General features: G+C 36.8%; 6 protein-coding genes. 4 read left to right on the forward strand and 2 right to left on the reverse strand.

Annotated features, from left to right (window positions below):
• Window positions 1-99 precede the first annotated feature (99 nt).
• The 4 genes from AC1UFB_RS16590 to AC1UFB_RS16605 all read left to right on the forward strand — a co-directional run bounded on the left by AC1UFB_RS16590 (window position 100) and on the right by AC1UFB_RS16605 (window position 3,514).
• Window positions 100-729 carry an ATP-binding protein gene (locus AC1UFB_RS16590; RefSeq protein ID WP_482589515.1) on the forward strand — a complete coding sequence of 210 codons (630 nt, stop codon included), beginning with the start codon at window positions 100-102 and terminating at the stop codon, window positions 727-729.
• 130 nt (window positions 730-859) lie between these two features.
• Window positions 860-1,630: an ABC transporter ATP-binding protein gene (locus tag AC1UFB_RS16595; protein WP_482589516.1), complete on the forward strand. Its 771-nt coding sequence runs from the start codon at window positions 860-862 to the stop codon at window positions 1,628-1,630.
• Complete coding sequence (locus tag AC1UFB_RS16600) at window positions 1,605-1,748, forward strand: hypothetical protein (RefSeq protein WP_482589517.1); 144 nt, start codon at window positions 1,605-1,607, stop codon at window positions 1,746-1,748. The genes AC1UFB_RS16595 and AC1UFB_RS16600 overlap by 26 nt, the downstream gene beginning before the upstream one ends.
• A gap of 8 nt (window positions 1,749-1,756) precedes the next feature.
• Entirely contained in the window at window positions 1,757-3,514 is a 1,758-nt protein-coding gene (locus tag AC1UFB_RS16605) for an ABC transporter permease (protein ID WP_482589518.1), read from the forward strand.
• 33 nt (window positions 3,515-3,547) lie between these two features.
• On the opposite strand, the gene AC1UFB_RS16610 is transcribed toward AC1UFB_RS16605, so the two are convergent.
• Both AC1UFB_RS16610 and AC1UFB_RS16615 read right to left on the reverse strand, forming a co-directional pair.
• On the reverse strand, window positions 3,548-5,017 hold the full coding sequence (locus AC1UFB_RS16610) for an NAD(P)/FAD-dependent oxidoreductase (protein WP_061785107.1): 1,470 nt from the start codon (window positions 5,015-5,017) through the stop codon (window positions 3,548-3,550).
• 198 nt (window positions 5,018-5,215) lie between these two features.
• Window positions 5,216-6,697, reverse strand: coding sequence for an ATP-binding protein (locus AC1UFB_RS16615; RefSeq protein ID WP_482589519.1), 1,482 nt, complete (start codon window positions 6,695-6,697; stop codon window positions 5,216-5,218).
• Between the last annotated feature and the right edge of the window lie 12 nt (window positions 6,698-6,709).

Raw genomic sequence — 6,709 nt, forward strand, 5'->3', positions numbered from 1 at the left:
ACATTCTACAAGATAGGTGCCCTTTTTTGTATGCTTTTTTTGGATTTTATTGGTTAATCAACACGCATGATTACATTTATGAATCAGTGGGTTCATCAAATGAAAACTCCTGTATCTGTTATTCACCTTATGATTCAAAATGAAGATGAACCTATCTTTATGAGCATTCTAGATGAAATGGAGCGAATTCAAAAAGGATTAGAGACTGTATTATATACATCGAGATTGAATGATTTCACTCATGATTTTCAAGCGGAAAGTGTTTCTCTACATAAAGTTGTAACTAGCCTTATTTCGAGTTATAAACGCTTTTTTATTCGAAACCGCGTATTTCCAACAGTTAACGTTCCTCCCCAGTACATCGTCGCTTCTGATGAAAAGTGGATTCACTTTGCCTGTTCACAGCTTATTACTAATGCCGTCCGCTATTCTGCTGGAATTAATCAAAGCATCACCATTTCAGCATTTGAAAGAGGTAGACAGGTTATATTAGAAGTAAAAGATCAAGGAATAGGTATTCCATCACAACATCTAAAGCGGGTGTTCGATCCCTATTTCACTGGAGAAAACGGTCGGAAATATCAAGAATCTACAGGGATGGGGCTCTATCTCGTAAAAGAAATTTGTAAACAGCTCCACCATCAGATAGAGCTTGAATCAAAAGAAGGACAAGGAACTACCATACGCTTAATTTTTCAACAAAATATCGCTCGTACCCAAGAAGGCTAATATATAGATTAGCCTTCTCTTGCTTTCTTACAAAAGTGTAAGATTCCTGTAAGCTTAGTACATGGCACGTTAGATCAAATTTCAATAAGATAGGGCTATAAAGAAAAAACATTTACAAAGGAGTTTGACTATGCCTATTTTACAAGTCAATAACTTAACAAAAGTATATGAAGGAAACGTTTCTTACAAAGCCTTAGAAGGCGTTAACTTTTCAATTGAAAAAGGAGAATTTGTTGGCATTATGGGGCCGTCCGGAAGCGGGAAAACAACCCTGCTCAATATGGTTTCTACCATTGATTCACCGACGGCTGGAGAAGTAATCATTAACAACCGCAATCCTCATCAACTTAAGAAAAAAGAGATTGCACTTTTTAGACGCCGCGAGCTCGGGTTTGTCTTCCAATACTTTAATTTATTAGATACATTAACTGTTGAAGAAAATATTATTTTACCGCTTGCTTTAGACAAAGTAAAAAGCTCCGAAATGGCCAAGAGAGTAGCTGCTATTACTAGTAAACTCGGCATTGAACATATCTTAAAAAAGCGTACGTACGAAATTTCAGGCGGACAAATGCAACGAGCCGCCATTGCCCGAGCAATTATCCACCATCCACAGCTTATCTTGGCTGATGAGCCAACTGGAAACTTAGATTCCAAAGCATCTAAAGATGTGATGGAAACCCTGCAGCATTTAAATGAACAAGAACGCGCAACAATGATGATGGTTACTCATGATGCGCACGCAGCTAGCTATTGCAATCGCGTAATTTTCATTAAAGATGGACAGCTTTATAACGAAATTTACCGCGGAAATAATCGTCAAGCTTTTTATCAGCAAATTATTGATATGCTATCAGTTTTAGGAGGAGACGCACATGAGCTTTCGACAAATCGCATTTAAAAACGTGATGCGTAATAAGCGTACGTATGCAGCTTACTTTTTAAGCAGCGCCTTTTCTGTAGCCGTTTTTTTCTTTATGCAATGTTTATTTTTCATCCTGGGGTCACAGAAGGTGTAACAAAAGAAATGGCAAAAAAGGGCATGACGGCGGCTGAATATATTATCTATGTATTTTCGTTTTTCTTCGTCCTGTATTCTGTCAGCGCATTTTTAAAGTCTCGCAAGCGTGAATTTGGAATTTTTATTATGCATGGAATGTCTAAACGTCAGCTAAACACCATGATTTTTTTAGAAAACATGATCATTGGTTTTTCAGCCATCATTATGGGAATTCTTGTTGGAATGCTTCTCAGCAAGCTCTACTTAATGGTTGGATCTTACGTTATTGGCATGGAAAAACCCCTTTCGTTTTTAGTTCCTTGGGAAGCACTCGCCTTAACAATAGCTGCATTTACCGTTTTATTTCTTGTTATTTCATTGTTCACAAGCTTTTTTGTACGCACAAACAAACTGTTAGATTTGTTTCAGTCTACATCAAAACCAAAGCCTGAACCTAAAACCTCTATTATTTTATCATTACTGGCTGCTGGTTTATTAATTGGCGGCTATTACTTAGCGTGGACAGCAAACATGTATAATATTGGCTATCGCTTTTTTATCGTTATCCTTATGACGATTGTGGGAACTTATTTTTTCTATACGCAGCTAAGTGTTTTCTTATTAAAAATGTTCAAGAAAAACAAGCGCTTTTACTGGAATCATACTCGTCTTATTACCATTTCAGATTTAGCTTACAGAATGAAAGATAACGCTCGTCTGTTTTTCATGGTAACAATCGTATCAACCGTTGCTTTTTGTGCAATTGGAACCTTATCGGCGATGGGAGGCTCAAAAAAGCTATTCGACGAACGTGCTCAAATTCCCGTTGTCTATCAATCATCGGATCAAAATCCGAGCGAAAAAGCACAGGTACAAGCCATTCGAGATGATTTTAATAAAAACGACTTATCGTATAATGAAATCAAAGTAACGTTAATCGAACAAACAGGAAAAGAAACGAATAAAAAAGTTGAGCTTATCTCCTTGTCTGATTATAATGCGATGGCTATTGCAGCTCGTGAAAAACCACTTAAGTTAAAAGAAAATGAAGGTCATTATGTGAGCACAGTCACTTATAATACGTTTTTAGATGAAAAGATGAAACCCATTACTTTAAGTGAAAGCAATCTAACATTCAACGCAACAAAAATTATTGATGCACCTTACTTTTCTTCTGGAATGATCGGCTATGATTTGTACGTCATTCCAAATGAGCTTTATAAACAAATTAAAAACCCTACGTCAACAACTCACTATTACGGATTTGCAACTAAAGATTGGGTCGAAACAAAAGACATTGGCTTAAGTTTATATAACGGAGAAGACGGCATTTATACTAGGAATTATACGAGTGATCCAGCTTTCTATTTCTCATCAGCTGGATATGATTACAATATGATGATGGAAATGTATCGCACTGCTCTTTTCGTGGCACTTTTAGTCGGCTGTGTCTTCTTCATTGCAGCAGGAAGCTTTTTATACTTCCGTTTGTATACAGACCTTGACTATGATAAACGCCAGTATCAAATGATTGCAAAAGTTGGTTTAACTAAGTCTGAGCTCAATAAAATTATTACGCCTCAGCTTGTTTTATTATTTTTTGTTCCCATTCTTGTAGCGTTTGTACACAGCGTGTTTGCGTTTAAAGCTCTTCAAGGCTTATTTGAATTCTCAGTTGTTAAGGAAACTGCAGTCGTTCTGCTTGGATTTGGAGCTGTTCAAGTAGTGTATTTCTTATTCATTCGCTTCCGTTATTTAAAACATATTAAAAAAGCTATTATGTAAATAAAAAAAGCGGACCCTATGCGTCCGCTTTTCTTATACCATTGCTGGCTGTTCTTTTCTTTTTTCATCTTTTAATTTTTCAACAATATCTCGTGCCACCCATACGCCACAAGCACTTGCCTGAGCTAATCCTCGCGTGATGCCGGCTCCGTCTCCTCCAACATATAAGCCTGAAATCTCTGTTTCAAAGCGATCCGTTAGTTTTGGACGTGCAGAGTAAAACTTCGCTTCTACTCCGTAAAAAAGCGTGTGTTCAGAAGCTAAGCCTGGCGTTACATGATCTAATGCTTCCGTCATTTCAATTAGACTCTTCATTGTGTTGTAAGGAAGAACAAGCCCAAGATCTCCTGGGACTGCTTCTTTTAACGTTGGCTCTAAGAAACCTTCTTTAATACGAGCTGGTGTGGAGCGACGACCTTTTAGAATATCACCGTACTTCTGTACAACTAATCCCCCATTTGATAGCATATTTGCTAATCTTGATACTTCATGTGCATATTCATTTGGTTGATCAAACGGTTCTGAGAATTTATGAGATACAAGCAGCGCAAAGTTCGTATTCTTACTTCCAAGCTTCGGGTCTTTATAAGCGTGGCCGTTTGCAAGCATGATTCCAGAATGATTCTCAACAACTACATGTCCTGAGGGGTTGCTACAGAACGTTCTTACTCGCGTACCAACTGATGTATTATAAATGAATTTACCTTCGTATAGATGCTTATTAATCTCTTCCATTACGATATCTGAAGTCTCAACACGAACGCCAATATCAACTTGGTTGTTAATCATTTTTAATCGACGTTTTTTTAATAAGTCAGTCAGCCATTTTGAACCATCTCGCCCTGGAGATACTACCACTTTATCAGCAGTTAGCATTTCCCCATTTTTAAGCTCAATTCCGCGTACAATGTGCTTCCCATCAATTTTCTCTGTAACAAAATCAGCAACTTCTGTTTTATACTGCATGTCGATGCGTTCTTTTAAATATTCATAAATGCTTTTCAAAATTTCTAAATTTTGTTCCGTCCCTAAGTGACGAACTTGCGCACGCAGTAGTTTTAAGCCTGCTGCGTAGCCCCGTTTTTCAATTTCACGTACTTTATCAGTTAACGGGTCTGTAATCGAATCTGTTGCCCCGTGCTTTAAGTTAATTTCATCTACGTATTTAATTAAATCTACCACCTGTGATTCAGGGAGATAATCCGTCATCCATCCCCCAAATTCACTTGTAATATTGAATTTCCCATCTGAATATGCGCCTGCTCCACCAAATCCATTGGTAATTGAACAAGCGGGCAAACAGCCTGCAAAATCTTTTTTATTATTCGCCGGCGGACATTTCACAATTTTTTTCTGAAGAATCGGACAATTTCTTCGGTAAATATCGTGTCCTTTATCAATTAACAACACTTTTGCTTCAGGTAGTTTTAGCGTTAATTCATAACAAGTAAAAATTCCAGCTGGGCCTGCTCCTACAACAATTACATCATAGTTTTGATTCATCGATACATTCCCCCGTTAACCTTTTTATTTTTCATCAACCGTTTTTTATTTATTATTCGGTTATATTCTAGCCATTTGATACTATATCAGACAAAAACGCTTGCGTCAACAATAAACACGAACATTATAAAAAATTAAAAATATAACATTCGCCTTTTACGCACAAATAAAAAAACCAGCGAATAAATAGTACTGCTACTATACATTCACTGGCTCTTTTACATGCGGAATCGCAATTTCAACTTTTGTGCCCACTCCTATTTGACTTGTAAATGAAATATGCCCCTGATGTTGTTCAATAATTTGATAGCTAACCATTAGCCCTAAACCCGTTCCCGTTTGCTTTGTAGAAAAGAACGGTTCTCCTAAACGAGCTAATGATTGTTCGTCTATTCCGCAACCCTGATCTTCAATTGTTACTACGCCATATCCATTTCGTTTTTCTGTTCTAACCGTTACCACGCCTTTATCCATCGATTCCAATGAATTTTGAATAAGATTTATGAATACTTGCTTTAATGCATTTTCTTCACAGAGAATTTCAATATCCCCTTCGAGAAAGCTTTTGATTTCACTATTCTTATAGTTTGCATGAGTAGTAAGCAATAACGTTACATGACTTAAAATTTGGTGAAGGCTCTTTTTCTTAAAAGGATGCTCACTTTTAGGTTTTGCTAACGTTAAAAATTCTTGGATAATTGATTCAACGCGATTCAGCTCTTCTAGCATAATATCATGATAAGATTTATTATATTGCTGAGATGCATTTAATAGCTGCACAAACCCTTTAACTGCAGTCAATGGATTTCTTATTTCATGCGCTACGCCCGCTGCTAGCTTGCTCACCATCATGAGTTTTTCAGATTTACTTGCCATTTCATCATACTTCTTCCGATCCGTTACATCACGAATAATATACTGAATAGCATCCTCGCCTTTAAATTTAATTTTCGTTTCGGAAGATTCAATACTCACAACTCCACGCTTAGTCAATAACTTCACTTCTGCACGAGGACGAATAGACATTCCTTTCATCAGCTGATTCATTCGTTTTTTAACGATTTCTAGATGTTCTGGATGAATAAAATGAAGCCAATATCGTCCTAGATAGTCCTCTTTTTTAGTTCCTCCAAGCATGCCCACACCAGCGGGGTTAATGTACTGAATCTTTCCTTCTTGGGTGACAATAAAAGCATCTTGACTCTGCTTTACAAACTGTTTGTACTGCTTCATTTTCCGAATAACTTCCTCTTGTTTTTCAAAACTAGAAGAAAATTCTTTCCACTGCACAACAAGAAGATGCGGCTGCTCTTTCATTCTCTGAATATGAATATGTACGGGTACTTGTTGGTTTATTTGCTTGTTTAACACAACCACTTCTTCTTCATGACTATGGAGAGGAGCAATATCAGCTTTTTTAATTAAAAACTGACTACTATGCTGAAAAACATTGGAAGAAAGAAGTTGCTTTTTCTCCTTCTTAAATAGATGTGCACAAGCATCATTTAAAGCTTGAACTTCTCCATTAAGATCTATGATAAGCATGGGTGTTAACGACATTGAAAATAGCTGTTCATATAGCCTTTCTTGATCCATATATTCACCTTCAGTTATTAGGATAGTAATTGAATCAATTTCATAAAACCTATCTAAAGAAACATACAAGGACCCAATTTTCATGTTCTCATTTTT

This window comes from Priestia sp. KCTC 13724, assembly GCF_056820425.1.